At 62.7% G+C, this 20,103-nt stretch carries 20 protein-coding genes; 2 read left to right on the forward strand and 18 right to left on the reverse strand.

Annotated features, from left to right (window positions below; genetic code table 11):
- Positions 1-6: 6 nt before the first annotated feature.
- From J6500_RS25470 to J6500_RS25535, 14 genes are all read right to left on the reverse strand, one after another.
- On the reverse strand, positions 7-1,128 hold the full coding sequence (locus J6500_RS25470; protein WP_225715444.1) for a CgeB family protein: 1,122 nt from the start codon (positions 1,126-1,128) through the stop codon (positions 7-9).
- Positions 1,125-2,213 (reverse strand): CgeB family protein, encoded by a 1,089-nt coding sequence (locus J6500_RS25475; RefSeq protein WP_225715445.1) that lies wholly within the window; start codon positions 2,211-2,213, stop codon positions 1,125-1,127. The genes J6500_RS25470 and J6500_RS25475 overlap by 4 nt, the downstream gene beginning before the upstream one ends.
- Positions 2,210-3,340 (reverse strand): CgeB family protein, encoded by a 1,131-nt coding sequence (locus J6500_RS25480; RefSeq protein ID WP_225715446.1) that lies wholly within the window; start codon positions 3,338-3,340, stop codon positions 2,210-2,212. The genes J6500_RS25475 and J6500_RS25480 overlap by 4 nt, the downstream gene beginning before the upstream one ends.
- Positions 3,337-4,449: a glycosyltransferase family 4 protein gene (locus J6500_RS25485; RefSeq protein ID WP_225715447.1), complete on the reverse strand. Its 1,113-nt coding sequence runs from the start codon at positions 4,447-4,449 to the stop codon at positions 3,337-3,339. Before J6500_RS25485 ends, J6500_RS25480 begins: the two co-directional genes overlap by 4 nt.
- A complete protein-coding gene (locus tag J6500_RS25490; protein ID WP_225715448.1) occupies positions 4,446-5,732 on the reverse strand; it encodes a TIGR04295 family B12-binding domain-containing radical SAM protein in 1,287 nt (428 codons plus the stop codon). The genes J6500_RS25485 and J6500_RS25490 overlap by 4 nt, the downstream gene beginning before the upstream one ends.
- The gene (locus J6500_RS25495) at positions 5,729-6,796 is read right to left on the reverse strand and encodes an NAD-dependent epimerase/dehydratase family protein (protein WP_225715449.1); all 1,068 of its coding nucleotides are present in this window, start codon (positions 6,794-6,796) and stop codon (positions 5,729-5,731) included. Before J6500_RS25495 ends, J6500_RS25490 begins: the two co-directional genes overlap by 4 nt.
- Complete coding sequence (locus J6500_RS25500) at positions 6,793-7,905, reverse strand: NAD-dependent epimerase/dehydratase family protein (protein WP_225715450.1); 1,113 nt, start codon at positions 7,903-7,905, stop codon at positions 6,793-6,795. The genes J6500_RS25495 and J6500_RS25500 overlap by 4 nt, the downstream gene beginning before the upstream one ends.
- 209 nt (positions 7,906-8,114) lie before the next feature.
- On the reverse strand, positions 8,115-9,323 hold the full coding sequence (locus J6500_RS25505) for a phosphopentomutase (RefSeq protein WP_225715451.1): 1,209 nt from the start codon (positions 9,321-9,323) through the stop codon (positions 8,115-8,117).
- Complete coding sequence (locus tag J6500_RS25510; protein WP_225715452.1) at positions 9,311-10,261, reverse strand: glycoside hydrolase 5 family protein; 951 nt, start codon at positions 10,259-10,261, stop codon at positions 9,311-9,313. The genes J6500_RS25505 and J6500_RS25510 overlap by 13 nt, the downstream gene beginning before the upstream one ends.
- Positions 10,258-11,025 (reverse strand): TIGR04290 family methyltransferase, encoded by a 768-nt coding sequence (locus J6500_RS25515; RefSeq protein ID WP_225715453.1) that lies wholly within the window; start codon positions 11,023-11,025, stop codon positions 10,258-10,260. The genes J6500_RS25510 and J6500_RS25515 overlap by 4 nt, the downstream gene beginning before the upstream one ends.
- A gap of 22 nt (positions 11,026-11,047) precedes the next feature.
- Positions 11,048-11,809 (reverse strand): sugar phosphate nucleotidyltransferase, encoded by a 762-nt coding sequence (locus J6500_RS25520; protein WP_225715454.1) that lies wholly within the window; start codon positions 11,807-11,809, stop codon positions 11,048-11,050.
- Between the two features lies 1 nt (position 11,810).
- Positions 11,811-12,914, reverse strand: a complete 1,104-nt coding sequence (locus J6500_RS25525; RefSeq protein ID WP_225715455.1) for a CgeB family protein — start codon at positions 12,912-12,914, stop codon at positions 11,811-11,813.
- On the reverse strand, positions 12,911-13,507 hold the full coding sequence (locus J6500_RS25530; protein WP_225715456.1) for a histidine phosphatase family protein: 597 nt from the start codon (positions 13,505-13,507) through the stop codon (positions 12,911-12,913). The genes J6500_RS25525 and J6500_RS25530 overlap by 4 nt, the downstream gene beginning before the upstream one ends.
- Complete coding sequence (locus tag J6500_RS25535; protein WP_225715497.1) at positions 13,507-14,604, reverse strand: inositol-3-phosphate synthase; 1,098 nt, start codon at positions 14,602-14,604, stop codon at positions 13,507-13,509. Before J6500_RS25535 ends, J6500_RS25530 begins: the two co-directional genes overlap by 1 nt.
- Before the next feature lie 313 nt (positions 14,605-14,917).
- Here J6500_RS25535 and J6500_RS25540 point away from each other — a divergent pair, with 313 nt between their 5' ends.
- On the forward strand, positions 14,918-15,229 hold the full coding sequence (locus J6500_RS25540) for a hypothetical protein (protein WP_376707858.1): 312 nt from the start codon (positions 14,918-14,920) through the stop codon (positions 15,227-15,229).
- Positions 15,226-16,257, forward strand: a complete 1,032-nt coding sequence (locus J6500_RS25545) for a glycosyltransferase family protein (protein ID WP_225715457.1) — start codon at positions 15,226-15,228, stop codon at positions 16,255-16,257. Before J6500_RS25540 ends, J6500_RS25545 begins: the two co-directional genes overlap by 4 nt.
- Here the strand turns inward: J6500_RS25545 and J6500_RS25550 are convergent.
- The 4 genes from J6500_RS25550 to J6500_RS25565 form a co-directional block, all read right to left on the reverse strand.
- Positions 16,164-16,958: a Crp/Fnr family transcriptional regulator gene (locus J6500_RS25550; protein ID WP_225715458.1), complete on the reverse strand. Its 795-nt coding sequence runs from the start codon at positions 16,956-16,958 to the stop codon at positions 16,164-16,166. The two genes, J6500_RS25545 and J6500_RS25550, sit on opposite strands and share 94 nt — an antisense overlap.
- A 231-nt stretch (positions 16,959-17,189) precedes the next feature.
- Positions 17,190-18,329 (reverse strand): DUF305 domain-containing protein, encoded by a 1,140-nt coding sequence (locus tag J6500_RS25555; protein WP_225715459.1) that lies wholly within the window; start codon positions 18,327-18,329, stop codon positions 17,190-17,192.
- A 34-nt stretch (positions 18,330-18,363) separates the two neighbouring features.
- A complete protein-coding gene (locus J6500_RS25560) occupies positions 18,364-18,900 on the reverse strand; it encodes a hypothetical protein (RefSeq protein ID WP_225715460.1) in 537 nt (178 codons plus the stop codon).
- Positions 18,901-18,922: 22 nt separating this feature from the next.
- Complete coding sequence (locus tag J6500_RS25565) at positions 18,923-20,098, reverse strand: zinc-dependent alcohol dehydrogenase (protein WP_225715461.1); 1,176 nt, start codon at positions 20,096-20,098, stop codon at positions 18,923-18,925.
- Positions 20,099-20,103: the final 5 nt, after the last annotated feature.

Raw genomic sequence — 20,103 nt, forward strand, 5'->3', positions numbered from 1 at the left:
TCCTCCTTAGATCTCTGCGGCTTGTCGGGTACGCGCGGCTGGCCGATCGACCTGTCTCGGCCGACGCTGCGCAATCGCCTCCTGGACATAGGATTCGAGCTGGCATGCCCGATGCGTGGGCGTGTGCTCGGCCAGAATGCGCCGGCGCGCTCTTGCGCCGATCGATCGGCGACGGTCGTCCGGCATGTCGCGCAGGATCTCAATAACGTCGCGACTGTCGTCGACGAGCAATACTTCGGTCTGTGGCTCCAGGATCGTCTCGATCCCCGGCCAGCGGTCCGAGATGATCGGCGTTCCGCAAGCGGCCGCCTCGAACAGCCGTACGCTGGGCGAAAAGCCGAGCGCGCGCATATCCGCCCGCGTGACGTTTAGTGTGAAGCGTTGCTCGGAGTAGAAAGCCGGGTGCCGGGAGGGAGCCAGATGATCGATCCGTGTGACATTTTCCGGCCACGTCATCTCGGGATATTGCGAGCCGGCGACGACGAACTGCGACTTCGGCATGGTATGAGCAGGAGCGACCAAGAATCGCTCGACCGATGGCTGACGGTCATGGCTGTAAGTTCCGAGATAACCCATTTCCCATTTGGGTTCTCCTTGCTGGCCCTTGTAGAGGCCGATGTCGGCGCTGCAATGGAGCACACGTGCGAGAGGGCTGCCATATTCTGTCTCGACGACCTTTGGCACGGGTCCGCCCGCGAACGACAGATAAAGATCAAATCGCGGAATGAGCGCCGCGGAAAGATATGGCAAGCCTCGATCGAGGCCTGCGAGTGTGACAGGCGTGTCAATATCGTAGAAGGCCGTTATGCCTCGTGCGTTGGTGGTCACCCAATCGGCGACTGCGACGCCATCTGGAACGTATGATCCGACGATCACGACGTCGGCGGCGCTGACGAGCTTGCCGAACCGGAGCGCGAGGTCCGGCAGTGATTGGTAGAGCTCCACCGACCAGATCGATGGCTTGGCGAGGTCGCGATTTTCGCGGTACCACGGCATGTCCCTTTCCAGGAAAGTCACGCGATGGTCGCGCTGCGCCAAGGCTTCGATCAGGGCGCGGTAGGTGGTCGCGTGACCGTTACCCCAGGAAGAGGTGACCGATAGTCCGATGACGACAATGCTGAGAGTCATTCCGCTGCCTCGATTCTCGTCGCTCTTTCCGCGAACAGGGTGTTGAACTGCCGTGCACGTTGCCGATAGGTGTGATGCGCAAGGATCCTGGCTCTTGCGCGTGAGGCGATCGTGCGCGCCATTTCGTGTGTCAGCGCATCCAGATGCTCGGCCACCGCAGCGCCGCTCGATGCAACCAGCACCTCGCGGCCAGGCTCCAGGAAGGCGTCGATGCCCTCCCAGTCGTCGGTAATCAGGCATGCCCCGGCGCCTGCGGCTTCGAAAACGCGCGTCGGCGGCGAAAAGCCGTAGCGCGCCATGCTCTCGCGATTGACGTTCAGCGTTGCGAGGCCGGAGCCGAAGAATGCGTTGTGATCGCCCGTGCCGACGTGACCGACGCAGCGGACATTGGCGGGCGTGTCCTTGCTGTCCCAGCCCGATCCGCCGAGCACGAACTGCCGTGACGGCATGGTGCGCGCCACCTCGAGGAAGAAGCTGTCGATGCGCTGCTCACGGTCTGGCAAGCGGTTCGCCAGCAGGCCGAGATCGCAGGCAAACCTCGGAGACGCCGGCGCGGGGAAATGCGTCGATGTGTCCAGCGCGTTGTAGATCGGAACGCAATCGCGCGCACCCGCGGAGCGGTAGGCGGCCACAACGGGGTCACCGCCGCCATAGGTGAGAACAAGGTCGTAGCGTGAGATCACCCTGCGCAGATGATGGCGCGGTTGCTGCGACATCGCATCGAGGGTCGCCGGTGCGTCGACATCCCAGTAGATGCGGAGGGCGCGCGACGGGATCTCGACGGCGGCATTCTCCAGTTCCTCATCGAAGAGGCCGACGCCGCTCGCCTTGACCAGGATGTCGGCGGATTGAGCGGCAGTCTCCAGCGAACGCTGCCATCCGTCGGACGTCGGCGGATAGACCACAACCTTGGCCCAGGGTGGATCGGCAATATCGCGATGCTGCTGACGCTGGAAAGCGTCGGGCTCGAAAAAAGCAATATCATGGCCGAGAGCTGCGAGCTCCTTGAGCATGCCACGGTAGTAGGTGGCGGCGCCATTCCAATAGGAGGAGACCAGGCTGGAGCCGAAGAAGCAGATCTTCATGCGAGCGCTCCTTCCTGCCGCGGTCGCGCCGTTTGCCGCCGAGACCCGCGGACATGATCGACAATGTCGAGCAGCTGAAGGACGCGATGGCGACACGTATGCCGTTCGGCAATCGCATCAAGGCCGGCCTTCGCCGTTGCGCTTGCAAGCTCCGGATCGCGCCGAAGCCGATTGAGGGCCGTCTGCATCTGATCGCCGTCGGCCGCTCTCAGGTAAGTGCCTTCCGGAAACAGGTTCTCGACGTCGCTCCACGGCGCCGACACAATTGGAATGCCGCAGGCCAGTGCCTCGAACATTCGGATGGTCGGTATCCCCGGGAGCGCCTGCACGTAGGGACCGCGTGGTACATGGACCGTTGCGCGTGCGGCGGCGAACGCCGCGGGTGCCCGATGGGCCGGCAACCAGCCACAATAGTCGATCCCGGCGGCCTCGATCACGCGCAATGCTGCGCTCGAATAGCGCACGCCGTGAATTTCACCGTGCAATCCGAGTTGTGACACCGGAGCAATCAGGAATTCGATGAGCTCGGCTGCCCGCTCGCCATCGCCCCAGTTTCCGATCCAGACCACGTCGTTCCGTCGCCAGATGTGCGGCATCGGTCGATAAAGGCTGGTGTCCGCGGCCTCGTGCCAGGTGAAAGCGCGATTCGCCCAGCCGAGTTTGAGGTATATCTCCCGCAGCACCTCGCCGAAGGCGAGCACGCCATCGAAGCCGGAGAGGTCGAAGCGGGCGAGTTCCTGGGGGGCAGTGATCGCGCGGTGATGGGTATCGTGAAACAGCAGCGTGTATTCGCCTGATAGGACGCGATGTCGACCGATCGCCTTGACGAGCTCAGGGGGATTCCACTCGTGGACGATGACCAAGCCGGCGTCGTCAAGCGCGGCTTCGAAATCGAAGCCGGGTTGGTATTGCCTGATATCGATTCCGGGCAGCAGGGCGGTGACTTCCTGAAACGCCTGTTCGCCTCCATCGCGGAGCGCGTTGAGCCGGCTCCAGCCATCGGCCGGTTCGTAGACGACGACGTCATGCCCGAGGGCATCGAGCTCGCGCGCGATGCCCCGGAGAAAATGGGCATTGCCATTGTTCCAGCACGAGGTGAACGCATGATAGAACAAGACGCATTTCATGCCGTCATCTCCAGAGCAGGCGCGGGCAGTTGGGGAGTGCGAGCCGTCGGCAGGGTGGCGTAGAGATCGTGATAGGCACTGGCCATTTGCGTCAACGAGTAGCGCCGCGACCGCTCCTGTGCGGCGTGCTGAAGCTGTACGCGCCGATCATAGTCGGCGCAGAGCCCGCGAATCGTGCGATTGAGCTCACGCTTGTCCGCTGGATCGACGAACAGGGCAGCGTCGTCCCACAGTTCGCGAAATGTCGGAATGTCCGATAGAACCAGCGCGCAACCGGCAGACGCCGCTTCGAGCACTGCAAGGCCAAACGGCTCATAGAGCGCCATGCTGACGAAGATTGCGGCTTGCCTCATGCGGACCTGCAGCGCGTCATGATCGAGTGACCCGAGCCAGACCGGGCCGGGCGGGACGTGCTCTGAGGTTGGGCCGGCCATCAGTACAGGCCATTCCAACCCACGCGCGAGCTCGGCAATGGCGGAGAGGTTCTTGGCACGGTCCCACAGCCGGCCTGCAGCCAGCAGAAAGGCACGTTTCGACGTGGGCAGCGAAACAGGCAATGTACCGTTCCAGATCACGACGCCCGGCGCGCTCGGGTGGTGGAGATCGTGGATGGCATGCTGAAATTCTCGGCTGGGGCTTACCCAGTTGTTTGCCGCATTGAGGCCTTCCCGGGTTGCCCTGGTGTAGTGTTGCCACGCCGGATCGTTGAGCCAAGCCGTGTCGTTACATGCGCGCGCCCACGAATTCACGCAGGAATGCGCGACCACGATCACTGGCGCCATCCAACCGAACGACGCTTCGCGGAAGCTGTTGAGATGAATGACGTCGGGACGGATCCGCGATTCGAGGCCGGCAAGAACCCGTCTGGCATTTGGCACGTCGGTTCCGCCCGGGTCTTGCCACTCCAGGGCGAGATCGGTCTCGATCAGCTGGATACGAAAATCGCGCAACATGCCGCGCTGCTCGGCGCTCGGAGGCGGTCCCATCGTGACGAGATGGACATCCGCGCCCATGCTGACCAATGCCGTGGCAAGCGTGCACGAAAAGCTCCAGACACCCCCGACGGCGTCGGTTGTCATCATGACCGTGAGGCGCGAAGTCCGGGTCATGGCGCAACCTGCAGCTCAAGTGCGGCGAGCGGGATTGGACGCTCGTCCTGGACGTCGCTGAACTGATCGAACATCGCGAGATAATGCTGGTGCGCCCGCTCCCAGGCGAAGTCGTCCGGCTCGCCCCAAAGCTTCCGGTAGTCCGGCGAGCCCGGATAAGGATAGATCGGGACGGGATCGTTGGCCCAGACGCCGGCATCCTGCATCTGGCACCGCCAGCGCTGCACGACCGGATCATCGTCTTCAGGCATCTCGATCAGATTGGCCTGAACGAACGGAACGTGCCTGCGCGCCTCGACCAGCCGGGCCGCCAGCTCGTCCGTCGTCATCTTGCAGTTCTTGGCCAGCGCCTCGCGGCCTTCCGGTGTCAGGCTCTCCACGCCAGCTTCGATCGATACGCAACCGGCGCGGCCGAGCAGCGCCAGCATGTCGGGCTTCCAGAGGTCGATTCGGGTCTGGATGCCGAATTTGATGCGGCGGGCGCTCAGCCCATGGAGGAGTTCGGCGTTCGGCAGGAAAATCTCGTCGATGAAGTAGAGATACTCGACGTTGTGCCTCCGCAGACCGTCGATCTCCTCGAGAATTGCCGCTGCTGGACGCCGGCGATAGGCGTTGCGGAAATTCTCCTTGGCGCAGAACGTGCAGTTGTAGGGGCAACCTCGCGAGGCTTCGACTTCGGCACCGGGTCCGGTCGGCTCCGCCTCGAAGCGGTGATGATGGTGGTGGTGGCGCCGGACCGTCTCGGCCGGCCATCGCAGCGCGGGTTGGTCCTTGAAGGGCACGGCCTGCGGTCCACCGTTGACCCGAACCGTCCTGCCATCGCGGAAGCAGAGCCCGGCAAAATCGCGCTCGCCATTGGCCAGGCGCAACAAGGCCAGCTCGCATTCGCCCATCACCACGAAATCGACGCCGAGCTTGCGCAGCGCCGTGCTCGGTGTCGTCGATCCGTGCGGACCAACAGCGACCAGCGTTGGCGCCAGACCGAACAGTGAGAGCAGGAGCTCCTGCGGGATGCGCAACTCAGGTGGCGCACAGCGCCAGAACAGATACGTCGGCGCGGTGGTGACCGCGATCAGATCAGGCTTGAAACCGCGGAGCTCGGCCTCGATGTCGTCGTGAGAAAGGTCGAACATGTGCGCGTCGAGCAGCAGCGTCGGATGTCCGGCTTCGCGCAGATAGTGTGCCGAGACGCCGAACTCGATCGGCAAGTGAGGCTGGCGGCACCCGAAATAAATGCTGCCGTCGAAGTTCCAGTTCGGATTGATCAGAGCGACACGGGTCATGCCGAGGCTCCCTTGTGTACGACAGATGGCCCGAACCGGCCGTCGAGCCAGGCATGCAGCGACTGCAGGCCCTCGCGCAGCGGGACTTTTGGCGTCCAGTCCAACAACCCGGCGAGCGCGCTGGTATCTGTGACGTACCAGGGCTGGTCGCCGGGCCGCCAGTCGGCAAGCCCGTATCGCACCTCACGGCCGGTTAGGCGCGTGATCTCATCGATCAGCTCGAGCAGGCTCACCGCATTCGAGGAGCCGCCACCGAGGTTGAACACACGGCCACGGGTGAGCGCGATCCGGTCGAGCGCCGACAGCCAGGCCTCGGCAGCATCGTTGACATGCAGGGCGTCGCGCACCTGATATCCGTCGCCGTAGATTGTCAGGGCTCGGTTCTCGATCGCGCTCCTGAGGAAATGTGCGATCCAGCCCTGATCTTCGGTGCCGAACTGCCGAGGCCCGTAAATGCAGCTCATTCGCATCACGACAGTCTGCAACCCGAACACCCGGGCATAGTCATGGACATACTGATCGGCCGTGCCCTTGGAGCAGCCATACGGACTATAAAAGTCGAGCGGCATGTCCTCAGAGATGCCTCGAGCAAGGCCGTCGGCGATCGGCACGTAGCGCCTGTCCGCGCGGGTAACGCCGGTCTCTTCGCCCAACCGGCCGTAGACCTTGTTCGTCGAGGCGAACAGGACGGGCGCCGCCGGATTGTGCAGGCGGACGGCCTCGAGCACGTTGAGGGTCCCGCGCGCGTTGGTCTCGAAATCGGCTGCAGGATCGGACAGGCTGTCGGTAACGGCTACCTGCGCCGCCAGATGTAGCACGGCGCTCGCATCCCGAACGGCATCGATGACGGGAATGGGATCGCGAATATCGGCGACGACGATCTCGACCCGTCCACCATGTCTCGACTTGAGCCAATGCGCGTTTTCGCGAACGCCCGTGCGGGCGAGACTATCGAAGACGGTGACGGAGTCGCCGCGCGCCGCAAGGCGGTCGGCAAGGTTGCAGCCGATAAAGCCGCAGCCGCCGGTCACCAACACGGGTCTGTTCTGTCCTGCGTCCATCATGCCACCAGACCTCGGCGTGACAGTTCCTCGGCAGCCCGCTCGGCGTGGTCGTCGGCGATCTGGTCGGCAAGGTAGCCGGCGAGTTCGTCAAGGCCGTCCTCGAACGCGACATTCGGTGCGAAACGCAGCCCGGCAGCGGCCTTGCCGATATCGGCGAAGCAATGACGGATATCGCCGACGCGATACTTTCCGGTAATCTCGGGCGCGATGTCAGTTCGCCCCATGACCTCGGCGAGGCTCTGTGCCACGGACAGGATAGTTCGGCTCTGACCTGAGCCGACGTTGAAGACCTCGGATGCGTGGCTCGATTCCAGCGCAAGATGGCAGGCTCGTGCCACGTCGCTGACGTGGACGAAGTCGCGGCGTTGCAGGCCGTCCTCGAACACCAACGGCGGCCTGTTGTTCAGCAGTCTCGCGGCGAAGATTGCTAGAACCCCCGTATAGGGATTGGACAGAGCCTGGCGCGGGCCAAACACGTTGAAGAAGCGGAGCGCGACGGTCGGAATGCCGTAAGCCTTTCCGGTGATCAGGCACATCCGTTCCTGAGCATATTTGTTCAGCGCATAGATCGAGCTGAGGCACGGTGGCTTGGATTCGGGAGTTGGCACCGGATCCAAGATCCGGCCCGAGCCGTCTCGCAGCTCCCAGTCGCCGTCGCGGAGCTGATCGATTGAACGGTCGCCGGCGCCATCTGCGCCATGATCGAGGCCTCGATATAATCCTTCGCCGTATACGCTCATTGAGGAGGCGACGACCAGGCGCTCCACGCGGTGGCGCGACAGGGCCTGAAGCAATTGCGCCGTACCGAGCTCGTTGGTTCTGACATAGGAAGCGATGTCGTACATGCTCTGACCGACTCCCACCGACGAGGCCAGATGCAGCACCTTGTCCACGCCGCGCAGCGCGCGCTCAATGGCCAGCTCATCCGTGATGTCGCCGACCATGAGGTCCGCGTCCTTGTTCAGGTAGGATGGGCGTTCGCCGTCCGGTCCATGGACTTGCGGCGATAGATTGTCTAGCAACCGCACCTCGTAGCCCGCGGCAAGGAGCGCGTCGGCAGCATGCGAACCGATAAACCCTGCACCGCCGGTAATCAAAACACGAGTCATGCGCCGCTCCTCTCCGTGCGAGATACGGCCAGACCGGTGCCTGGCCGAGATGAGAGTGGAAGCGCGCTACGAAGATGGTCGATCGACCGCGCGCCAATCACATTTGGAAGAAAGACGCCGGCGGAGGAATGTTCGTTCCTGCGAAATGTACAAACGATAATTCGTCTAACCTGGATCAATAACCTGGGTGAAGTGCAGTGGCGCGCGGACTAGAACGGCGTGCCTTGCGTCCCAACGGGCAGGACGAGATGGCGTGCAACGGTCGCCGCGATGTCCGAGAAGCCGTTTCGCTTGCCGATGGCTCCGGCTCGGTCCCTCACGCGTACGAGGATTGGCACCTGTTCGCGCGTATGGTCTGTTCCGCTCCAGGTGGGATCACAGCCGTGATCGGCAGTTATAATCAGCAGGTCGTCCGCCTGCAGGCGCGATAGCAATTCGGGGACGCGACGGTCGAACTGCTCGAGCGCGGCCGCATATCCGGCGATATCACGCCGATGGCCGTAGAGAGTGTCGAAATCGATGAAATTTGCGAACAGCAGCCCGCCGTCTGCGAGCTCGTCGATCGCATCCAGGGTGCAGTCGAACAGTGCATCGTTGCCGTCGCCGCGCCTGTTGCGGCCGGTGCCGCGATGCGAAAAAATGTCGTCGATCTTGCCGATCGAAACGATATCGCGGCCGTCATCGGCGGCATAGTCGAGGATCGTCTGCCCGGGAGGCGGGACGGAGAAATCGCGACGGTGTCCGGTTCGCCTGAAGTTCGTAGCTGCCGAACCGATGAAGGGGCGGGCGATGACGCGGCCGATATTGAGCGGGTCGACCAGGCGGCGGGCAACTGCGCACACGGAGTAGAGCCGTTCCAGCCCAAATGTTCGTTCATGGGCGGCAATTTGGAATACGCTGTCGGCAGAAGTGTAGCAGATCGGCTCCCCGCTCCGCATGTGGCGTTCACCAAGCTCGCTGATGATCGCCGTGCCGGAGGCGTGACAGTTCCCGATGATGCCGTGAATTCCGGTTTCGCCGCAGAGCCGCTCGACGAGGTCATTCGGGAAGCATGGTGTAGTTTTCGGGAAGTAGCCCCACTCGAATGGGACCGGCACACCGGCGATCTCCCAGTGCCCTGAGGGGGTGTCCTTGCCTTTCGAAAGCTCGCTGGCGCAACCGAACACGGCTTGCGAGTGGACCGGGCCGCCGAGGGCCGGCGGAACACGGCCCGTGGCAAGGCGGCAGGCCTCACCAAGCCCCAAGGCGACGAGGTGCGGGATTGCGAGCGGACCTTTGCGGCGCCCGTTATCGGCCGCACCACGGGCGCACGCTTCTGCGATGTGGCCGACCGTATCGGCTCCGCGATCACCATAGAGCTCCGCGTCGGGGCCGCCGCCGATGCCGACCGAATCCATCACTAGGATCAAAGCGCGCATAAAGGCTTGCTTTCCGGTTCAAGGAAGGCCGGCGACGGTACCGCGCCGGTTCGCACGCAGTAGCGCTCGATCATTTGAGCGCAGAAATCGGCGAATTCGTTCGCATCCAAGGGAGGGCTCGTGTGGTGCGGTGCGATGCCGCGATGTTCTGGCGTGAAGCAGAATGTCAGCGTTACGTCGAATTCGGCGAGCGCGTCCATCTGGCGATCGAACCAGGCGAGCGCATCAGGGCGGAAGCTGTCGGCCCACGACAGACCGGTCCGCAGATGCCTCACGCCGAGCCGACGCATCCAATCTGCTGCATCCTGCAGCCGGTGGTCCTCGTAGTGAAACCACTGACACAGGCCCATGGAGGGCGCGCATCGCCCATAGAGCTCGAGAGCCTGCTTGGGCGATCCATCCTCGCGCAGCAGGCCCATGTGGAAATGCCTGTAGTAGGAGGAGCCCTCCGCTTCCCTGTGCCGGGTGGTCGCTTCCCAGGTCGAGGGCAGGTCGTAGAGGCTGTACCAGTGAATGCGCGGCGCGCGGCCGATCAGGAGTTCGGCGGTGCGTTCAAGGCCCCATGCCTGAACCTGTTCGGCGCCGAACGACGATACGCCGACCTCCGTCACCCAGACGGGAAGCGCGACTTCAGCCTGAATTTCGGCGAGCTTGCTCGGCCACTGATCGATCTGCCAGAGATTCCAGTCCAGTGGGAAGCCGTGCACCGCCACCGCGTCGACGTGATCCAGCACACCGTGCGCCTGCATGGTGCGCATGAAGCCGGGATCGATTGGGGACATTCCGCCGAGAACCCGCGGCAGCGTGGGATGCGCGCTGCGAATGGCCTTGCCTGCAGCGATGGCCAGCTCTGCAAATCTCGCCCAATCCGGATCGAGCAGGATGTCCCAATGCGACTTGTTGTTCGGCTCGTTCCAAATCTTGGCTGCTTCGATCATCGTGCGGCAATCTCAACTGGAAGGGTGGATTTTGCGGCCTCGCGCTGTGCCAGCCGCTTGCACAGATAGACCTCATCTTCGGGATGAGCGATGATCGAAAAGCCGGAACTTCGCAGCATGGCCTCCACGCAGGCGCGGTTCGGCACCCACCAGTTGGTCGGGTCTTCGGCATATTTATGCTCAATGAAGTGCAGCTTGGGATAGCCGGGCGAATCGAACTGGTCGGTGGTCCAGAAATCGTAATCATTGTCGATGTGGTCGACCCCGCTGTCGCCACGCTGCATGGACTGGAACAGCAGCAGGTCGGCCGCGACGTGCTCATGGATCAGGTCGAGCGCGAGCAGAGGATGGCGCAGGTGATACAGCACCCCCATGAAGATAACCAGGTCGAACCTCTCGCGGAGCTGTCCGATATCGTATGCCGAGAGCCTGCGGAATTCGATATCGAGGCCGGTCACCTCGGCGGCAAACCGCGCCTGCGCCAGGTATTCCTCGTCGGTATCGAGTCCGAGCACGCGGGCGGCGCCGCGGCGCTTCATTTCCAGCGCGTAGAATCCTGCATTGCAGCCGATGTCGAGAACGGTCTTGCCCTCGAGATTGTCGGGGATGACCTCTGCGAACCGACGCCACTTCACACGCGGATAGTCTCCGAGGAAATGCGACGGAGCGGTGCTGATCCCGTTGAGGTCGAGATTGTGAAACCACGGTCCAAGTGCATCGACCCGCTGTCGAATTTCGTCTCTGGAGAGCGTGGCACTCGTCATGCGTTTCCTCGTCTGTTGGTGCCTAAGGATGAAAAGGTGGCCGGCCATGCCCAGCGGCTTCGATGGCACCGTCAGAAAGCAGCGCCATCGCCGTGCGGTAGCCATTGACAGTGCCGACGTCGACATAGGCATCGCCAGCTTTCACCCCGACGCCGCGGCCGCCGGCCGCGATGTAGGCGTTCACCAACGTCCCGAAATACTCGTCGCGACGATCGCGCAGCGCCCACAATTGCCGCAGGTCGCGAAAGCCTGCCGCCGACATTCGGAAGGCTCCCCATATCCAGTTGGTCGTTGCATCGGGCCGCTTGACCTGGATTTCCTGCACCTGCTCGCCTTCGAGCATCACCGCATCGAAGAACTCGGGGTGTTCGACCGGGAACAGAAGGAACGAGAGATCGACTTCGGGCAGTTCACGCAGGGCAGTCTTGGGGAACCATATCGTGTCCGGCAGGCCCACCAGGACATTTTCATGATCCCCGACGACGGTGCTCGCCCGGAAGACGGCGTCACATAGCCCGGATGCATCCGGCTGGACCACGTAGGCGAGCTGAGCAGTGTGGTAGTGATCGCCAAAATATTCGAGGATATCGGATTTCCCCGGCGAGATGACGAAGCAGATCTTGTCGGCGCCGCCAAGGATCAGCCGTTCAACCAGATATTCCGCCACTGCGCAGGGACGATCCGCTCCGTTGTCATGTCGGCTACCGACCGGCAACAGTTCCTTGGAAAACGCCAGCGGCTGGATACGGCTGCCACGGCCAGCGGCCGGCACGATGCCCCACATGTCAGGCCTCCACCGTCATGGATTGGTCGATGTCGCGTCGCGCGGCCTGCTCCAGCAAAACGACCAGCTCGCGTGCGCGCCGCTCCGATGAGTGTTGGGTCAGGACGCGTTCGCGGGCGCGCCGCGCCATGCGCTGCAACTCGGAATCATTCATGTCGAGCGCTGCGAGCACGTCCTCGGTGCCATGTCCCAGCAACATTTCGTCGCCCGGCGTCAGAAATTCGTCGATGCCGGCCCAGGCGTCGCTGATGAGGGGCACGCCGCAAGCCGCAGCTTCAAACAGCCGCCCGGACGGACACCAGCCCATCTCCCTCATCGCAAAGCGCGTGACGTTGAGCGTGAGGCGCGAGGATGCAAAGAATGGCGGGTGCTCCGCTGGGGGAAGATGACGAACGAAGAAGACATTCGGCGACCATGGGAAACTGTCGGGATACTGCGCGCCGCCGATCAGGAAGCGCAAATCCTGTCTCTTGCGGGCGGGAGCGACGAACAAATCCTCGAGCGCCCGTTGACGATCCTCGGAATACGTCCCGAGATACGACAGGGCCGCGCGATAGTGCGGTTGAGGAGCGGCTGGGTGATGCACGTCGCCGTCAACGTGACCGTAAAGCGGGCGAACCTTTTGAGCCCCCAATCTTTGTCGGAATTCACCCGATATCTGCGGGCCGCCGGTGAAGCTCAGCACGAGCTTGAAATCCCGCAGGCCGGACGCCCCGATGTAGGAAACAGGCTGGCCTGCCTTGAGCTTGGCCATGGTGATTGGGGTGTCCAGATCATAAAAGACAGGAAGCGCGTGCCCGCCTTGGAGTATCAGGTCGGTCGCCGCGATGGCATCAGGACAATAGGAGGTGACGATCGCGGCGTCGGCATCCGCCACATCAGCACGCGCGCGATCCTCGATGTCAGACCAGGACAAGTACAGCTGGAGGCGGCCGCCGGGGAGCTCGAACATGTCCCGGGTTGCCGCGTAGTAGGGCACATCGCGTTCATAGAACACGACGCTGTGACCAAGGCGGGCGAGATGCTTGCACAAACCGCGCCACAGCGTGGCATGACCGTTGCCCCATGACGACGAGATCGTCAGGCCGAAGATCACGATCTTCACGCTGCCACCTCATCGTTGCTGCAGGTGACTTGAACGCCGGCTTCGTCGAGCCATAACGTGTGAATGCTGGCCGGACCGACCTCGATGGAGAGAAATTCGTCTAGCGATAGGCCCTTGTAGTGAAGCAACGCCGCCCGGATTGGCTCGGCGTGACTGATCAGAGCGATGGTCGTCGCGGTGGGATCGCGATGCAATCGTTCAAGATATGCGATCACTCGCCTTTGCAGCGCGCTCATGCTCTCGCCGCCCGGCGGGCGGCTACTGCCGCGTTGTGCATTCCATCGCGACCAGGCCGGATCCGTCTGAAGATCCGCAAACCGCCGGCCGGTCCATTCACCATAGTCGATTTCGTCGATCTCGGAGGCGATCTGCACCGGCAAGCCAAGCATGCGCCCCAGAATACTGGCAGATTGCCGGGTACGAAGTTGCGGGCTTGATCGGATGACATCCGGTCGTGGATCCAACAGTTCGGCACAGTGCGCCATCTGCCGACGTCCCGATGTGTCGAGCGATACGCCCGCCATCCTGCCGCAGAGAAACTGCCCAAGCTGCGGGTGATGGCCATGCCGGATCAGGTGAATGGTTCTTGCCATCAGTTAAGTCCGTCGTCGATGAAGGCGCGGGTGCGCCGACGGGCCTCGTCGTCGGTGAACTGTTGTGGAGGTGATTTCATGAAATAGCTCGACGGGCCGGTCAGGGCGCCGCCGATCCCGCGGTCGATCGCGAGCTTGGCGCAGCGGACGGCATCAATCACGACTCCCGCGGAGTTCGGTGAATCCCAGACCTCGAGCTTGACTTCGGCCGATAGCGGAACTCCGCCGAAGGTCGTTCCCTCCAGGCGGATGAAGGCGAGCTTGCGGTCGGTCAGCCACGGAACGTGATCGCTGGGGCCGACATGAACATTGTCGGGGTCCATTGGTACGTCGAATTGACTGGTGACCGCCTGCGTCTTCGAGATCTTCTTGGATGCGAGACGATCGCGCTCCAACATATTCTTGAAGTCGGTATTGCCGCCGACATTCAGCTGGTACGTCCGATCGAGCCGGACGCCGCGTTCGCGAAACAGATTGGCAAGGACGCGATGGACGATGGTGGCGCCGACCTGGCTCTTGATATCGTCGCCGATCAATGGGAGGCCAGCCTCCTCGAAACGATGCCTCCAGGATGGATCGGACGCAATAAACACGGGAATGCAATTGACGAATCCGCAGCCCGCGCCGATTGCCTGCTCGGCATACCACTCACCGGCGCGCTGCGAGCCGACCGGCAGATACGACACCAGCACATCGGTCCGCGATTTCATCAGGACATCGACGACATCGACCGGCGGCGTGTCGTCAACGGGGATATCGCTTTCGAGATAGCGGCCGACTCCATCGAGGAGCGGGCCTTTCTGCACGATCACGCCGGTCCGTTCGACGTCGCAGAAGCGGTGGGTGTTGTTTGGTGCGGCCCCGATCGCGTCGGCGACATCGCGACCGACCTTGTTGGTGTTGACGTCGAAGGCGGAGCTGATTTCGATGTCGCTAATGTGATACCCGCCGACGTTTGCATTCATCAGGCCGGGCACCGGTTCATTCGACTTGGCGCTGCGGTAATACGCGAGCCCCTGCACGAGCGAGCTCGCGCAGTTGCCGACTCCAACGATGCCGACGCGGACGCGCCGCCGGTCCTGAAGGCGTGAATGCATCTGCTGTGGTCCTCCGGCATGTGTGCTCTGACGTAAGTACGTCGGCGAACGTGCCGTAGGGTATGTTCGTTCCTGAATGGATCTCGTGGGAGCCGCCAATGTCGCGATTCGTGCCGGATATTTCGAGATTGCTTAACTCAGGATAGTGCACGGCTTCAGTTTGAAGGAACGATGTTCTTCCTGGAAGAAGATGAAGAAGATGCTCGTGGTCAACGATCGCTGGCTAAGAACCAATGCGGCCGAACAGCGTTTGCGCCCTAAGGCCCGACATTGCTCGGATGCCTGATCGGATCCAGACAACGCGCGAGATACGATGATGACGCAAAGCCACACCAAGGCCGGCGAGGCGGAAGCCCACACCACCACCGACCATAACGCAATCCGGAATTGGGCCGAGTCCCGGAACGGCAAGCCGGCAACTGTGGAAGCCACCGAGCAAGACGGCCATGCCGGAATCTTGCGGATCGACTTCGATCCACCGGACGATGCACTCGACCGGATCGGCTGGGATGAGTTCTTCCGCAAATTCGATGAGTCCGAACTTGCTTTCCTGTATCAGGACCGCACCAAGGATGGGAAGACCAGCCGGTTCCACAAGTTCGTCCGGCGCTCCGGCGCCAAATGAGCGATCGTGCCGCTGTGCCATTCGATCCATCTTCCGCCGAGAAGGCCGGACAGGATTGGATCGATGCCATGCGCGCGGGCGAGTTCGAGCGAGCATGGAGGATCAACGATCGCGATTTAGCGCGATTGCGGCGGTCCGGCGTCGACAAGCACAGCGGACCACGGCACATGCAGCGGATCTGGCGCGGCGAAGAGCTGGGCGGCCGGCATGTCCTGGTTCGTTGCTATCATGGCCTCGGCGACACCATTCAATTCATCCGCTTCATGCCGGCGTTGCGCGCAGTCGCGCGTGAAGTCACGGTTTGGTGCCAGCCGGCATTGCTTCCACTTTTGGCTACTGCCGAAGGCATCGATCGTGCCATCCCGCTTCACGATGGCGTACCCGATGTCGAATTCGATGTCGATATCGAGATCATGGAGGTGCCGCACGCGATCAGGGCGCGCCAAGGCCAGATCGCGTTGCAACGGCCTTATCTCAGCCTGCCGCCGGGCGGAGCGGAATTTCAGCGGAGCAGAAGCGGCCGGGTGGCTGTAGGCTTGGTTTGGGAAGTGGGCGCCTGGGACAAGCGGCGCGAAATCCCGGTCGCCGCGCTGCGACGCCTGAGCGGTTCTAGCACCGTGCTGTATTCGCTGCAGCTCGGGCCGGGAGCCGCGATGGCGGAATCGATCGGCGCGCGGGATATCAGCACGGCGGATATTTGCCTGCTGGCCCGGCGGATAGCTCAACTGGATCTGGTCGTCTGCGTCGACACGATGCTCGCGCATCTTGCGGGTGCGCTAGGGCTCGAGGTGTGGGTTCTTCTGCACGCCGACTGCGACTGGCGCTGGCCCGCGCACGGCGAGCGTTCGATATGGTACCCGACCGCGCGTTTGTTTCGTCAGAGCAGGCCGGGCGATTGGACGTCCGTGATCGAAGAAGTGCGCAATGCGCTCGATCAGCGCAACGGGGCGAGTGTGGCCGCGTCGCCGGATCGCGTAGTCGACGGCCTCGGCGCCTCGATATCGTCGCGCGAGGGCAATCGCAGGTAGGCCGGTTTGAACCCCGCCAGACGAACCAGTCCATACCAGTTCGTGATCGTGATGGTCTTCGAATGCCATTCCAGCAGATTGCTGCGCCGGAGTTCCTGGATGGTCCGGTTGGCATGAACAGCCGACATGCTGCAGGCGGCCGCCAGCTCGGATTGGGTGAAGGGTGACGGAATTCTGAAGTCCTTTGCCAAACCCACGGCGCGCAACCGTGTAGCTATTTCGCATAGCAAATGCGCCACACGTTCGAGCGCATCCCGACTGCTCACATTCAGAATCCAATTTCGAGAGCTCGCGGCGTCGGCCAGGATAAGCAGCAGAAGCGCATGCTCGAGGGACGGCGACTGCTCAGCCAACTCCCGGAAGAAGTCACGAGGAACCGACGCGACGACAGCGGGACCGACGGTCACCAGATCATAATCTATCCTGGGATCATAAATCGTGGAGAGGTCTGGAACATCGCCGGGCACGTGAATCGAGATGATCCTGCCGTCGCGACCGTCGGGATCCTGCCAGCAGAGATACCCCTGCAACAATAAATGACAATGCGTGGACAACTCTCCTCTCCGCAGGAGATGATGGCGAGAGCTGCAGTGGCTGATACTGCTCGGCATCCTCGCCAGGAGGTCCAGATGGTCGGACGATAGCTCGCCCAGCGTCGCCAAACGATTGGCAAATCTCGAGAACGGGAATCCTGCTTGCATAGCGCCGCCCGGAGTGGGTCACCGCAGCACTCTAGTCAGTGCCGAGGGATGCATCATTAACTTATGACATGCCGGTAACGAGTGTTGATTGATATTGATCCTACGTCTCGTTCCGTTGCCGGCGGCGCCTCGTGCAGGCCCGCTCGAACGATATTGCCCTCTCGATGAAGTGATCACAGTCGCCGATGATTGCGTCCTGTGGCGGATCGGCTGTGTCTCGCTGCCCTGTAGCTAGTTAACATTGTCGGCAAACATGTTGCGGAAAGCGTTAGCGACCGCGGGCGCTCCGCTCGCGCCTTGCATCAGGGCGATCTCGCCCTGCTGCTCGTGCCGGATGGCGTGCGCCATGATCCGGAGCCTCAGGTCACCGCGGCCGCGCCATTCCTGATCGGCCATTTTGACGGCACCCTTATGGTGGAGCGTCATTAGCCGCACGAACACCCCGTCGAACGCGTCAGATGAGGCGTCGCGCACCTCCCGCAGCTGTAGGGCCGTCAGAAAGCCCGGCATTCGGCTGCGCTCCTCATCCGTGCAGTCCGGCATCGAGGTCTCGAACCAGCTTTGCCACCAGCGCTCGAAGATGCGGTTCTCACCGGCCTGGCTTGCGACCATCAGTCTCGCCAAGGCGCGAAGATGGGGATCGCGGGCGCGCTCGGCACCGAGACGTGCAACCTCGATCCCCTGTGCATGATGCGTCGTCATGTGACGGATGTAGAGTTGATCCGTATCCAGATCGCCGCCGGCCCACGGAAGCTCGTGGCCCGCCGCGCTGGCGAGCGCCGCAGCGGAAAGCCCGATAATGGCAATGACAGCTGCTGTAGCGTAGCCGCGGGCGAATCGCGCATCGCGGGCCGGCACGTCACTCGCCGGCCACCACAGCCAGGCGAACAGCGGATACATTATAGCCGAAGAGGCGTGAACGAGCAGGCCGATCCAATAGGGCTGCTGCAGCGTGAACAGCGGTTGGAAGAATGGGAATAGCGGGACCAGCACGAACCATTCCATCGCAGAGGACAGGACTGCCCATGGCAGTGCCGCGAGCAGGATCTGTATCGGCGTCAGGTATGCGGTCCAACGGCCGAGCAGGCCAAAGAACACGACGGCCCAGGACAAGTCGGCCCATTGGTGGAATGCGATACCAGCGAGGATCGCACCCCATGACGGTTCCATGCCGATCATCCAGTCGCGCGCGGGGACCGCGGCGACTGTCATCCAGTCTACGCCGGCGTCGCGGCCGATCCGCGCTGCGGCCAGTTGGCTGACGATGGTGGAGAAGCTGCTGCTGATCAGGCCGAGCTGCACCGCGGCCAGCCAGCGCGACTTGCAGCTGGCAGTCACCATCGTTCGATCTGCCTCGGCCAGTTCGGCCATCTGCCCATACTGCCTTGGCTTGGGTGCCCCGACGTCAGGATGCGCCGGCCTTGGCGTGCGACAGGACTCTTTGCGCCGCAGCCTTGGCGGCTGCCAAGCCCTTCGGGAAGCCGCTGCGATCCGGATACAGCCGGCGGCGCCCGTTCTGCGGCCGTTGCGCCGTCTCCTGCGCACCGCGATAGTCGAGCAGGGCAATACCGCCGACCATCAGCAAAGCGAGCGCGACATTGTGCTTCTTTGGGTTGTCCCGTCTCATCGCCGACATCAATGCCGCCGCGTCGAGCCCATCGCCAGCAACGCGGCTCCACAGGCCCGCATTGCGGTCGACCGACAGCGACATGATCCCGCTGAAGATCTCCCGCAGCCCGAACGCGCGCACCAGAGTTTCGTCCCCCTGCATGCCGAGCGTCCGCGTGATGCGGCGAGGAGCAAGCAGCTCGAGGGCGCCAAGCCCGATGCTGAACCAGCCGAGCGAGCGCGCCAGACGGTCCGCCGGAGGAACCTGGCGCGGTCCGCTGCGCACGATCTTCGGATCACCTTCGGATCGCATGATGTTGGCAACATAGTACATGGTGTCCGCTCTCGCTTTCGGTTCAGGGCTTCAGCACGACCTTGACGCAACTGTCCTGCTTGTCACGGAACAGCCTGTACATCTCGGGCCCGCGTTCGAGGTCGACGGTATGGGTGATGACGAAGGACGGGTCGATCTCGCCGTCAGCGATGCGGCGCAGCAGATCGTCGGTCCAGCGGTTGACATGGGTCTGGCCGGTGCGGACGGTGAGGCCTTTGTTCATTAGTGCGCCCATTGGAATCTTGTCGGAGAAACCGCTGTAGACGCCCGGGATCGAGATCACGCCGCCGGGTCGACACAGATAGATCATCTCACGCAGCACATGCGGACGATCGCTTTCCAGCATCAGCATCTGCTTGGCGCGATCGAGTATCGTGTCCGGCTGCGACGGCATCACATGGGATTCCGTCCCCGTGGCGTCGATGCATTTCTCTGGACCGCGGCCGTCGGTCAGTTCCTGCAAACGCTCCATCACGCTCTCCGTCTTGAAATCGATGATGGTCGCGCCGCCGGCCTCGGCCATGCTGAGCCGCTCGGGCACGCAATCGATGGCAATCACCTGGTTGGCACCAAGCAGGATGGCACTGCGGATCGCCATCTGTCCGACCGGACCGCAACCCCAGATCGCGACCGTGTCGGTCGGCTCGATATCGCATTGCGCGGCGGCCTGCCAGCCGGTCGGGAAGATGTCGCTGAGAAACAGCAGCTGTTCGTCTGACAGACCATCGGGAACCTTGATGTGCGTTGTGTCGGCGAAGGGGACGCGAAGATATTCCGCCTGGCCGCCCGGATAGCCGCCGGTCAGGTGCGTGTAGCCGAACAATCCTGCCGTGGTATGGCCGAACACCTTCTCGGCGAGATGGCGCTTGCGGTTGGTGGTCTCGCACACCGAGAAATTGCCGCGTTTGCACTGCTCGCATTGGCCGCAGATGATGGTGAAGGGCACCACGATGCGGTCACCCTTCTTCAGCTTGCCATTCATCCCGTCGCCGGTCTCGACGACTTCACCCATCGTCTCATGACCCATAATGTCGCCGGGCAGCATGCCGGGGATGAAGTTGTGGAACAGGTGAAGGTCCGAGCCGCAAATCGCGCAACTCGTGACCCTGATGATGGCGTCGCGCGGATCCTCGATCCGCGGATCAGTGACCTCGTCGCAGCGAATGTCTTCCTTGCCATGCCAAACCAGCGCCTTCATCTCCG

This window comes from Bradyrhizobium semiaridum (assembly GCF_020329505.1).
Classification (GTDB): domain Bacteria; phylum Pseudomonadota; class Alphaproteobacteria; order Rhizobiales; family Xanthobacteraceae; genus Bradyrhizobium; species Bradyrhizobium semiaridum.